1 protein-coding gene is annotated in these 231 nt (G+C 41.1%); it reads left to right on the top strand.

What is annotated here, in order from left to right; all coding sequences use genetic code 11:
• Nucleotides 1–231, top strand: a 231-nt coding sequence (locus R2R70_RS23505; protein WP_410979421.1) for a pirin family protein, incomplete at both ends; no start/stop codon positions are given.

Below are 231 nucleotides of genomic sequence, written 5' to 3'. Positions count from 1 at the left end.
AGGTATGGAAACGTTTACTTATATTATTAAAGGAGGATTTGAGCACAAAGATCAAATGGGTAATAAAAAAGCGATCAGAGCAGGCGATGTGCAATGGATGAGTACAGGCAATGGAGTGATCCACAGCGAAATGCCTCTGCCTGATGCCAAAGACGGCCTCCATGGTTTTCAAATTTGGATCAATATGCCAAGCAAAGAAAAAATGCGCGATCCCATTTATCAAGATACAAC

The organism is Cobetia sp. SIMBA_158 (assembly GCF_046566945.1).
Lineage (GTDB): Bacteria > Pseudomonadota > Gammaproteobacteria > Pseudomonadales > Halomonadaceae > Cobetia > Cobetia amphilecti.
This window is presented reverse-complemented; position numbering and strand designations above follow the sequence as displayed.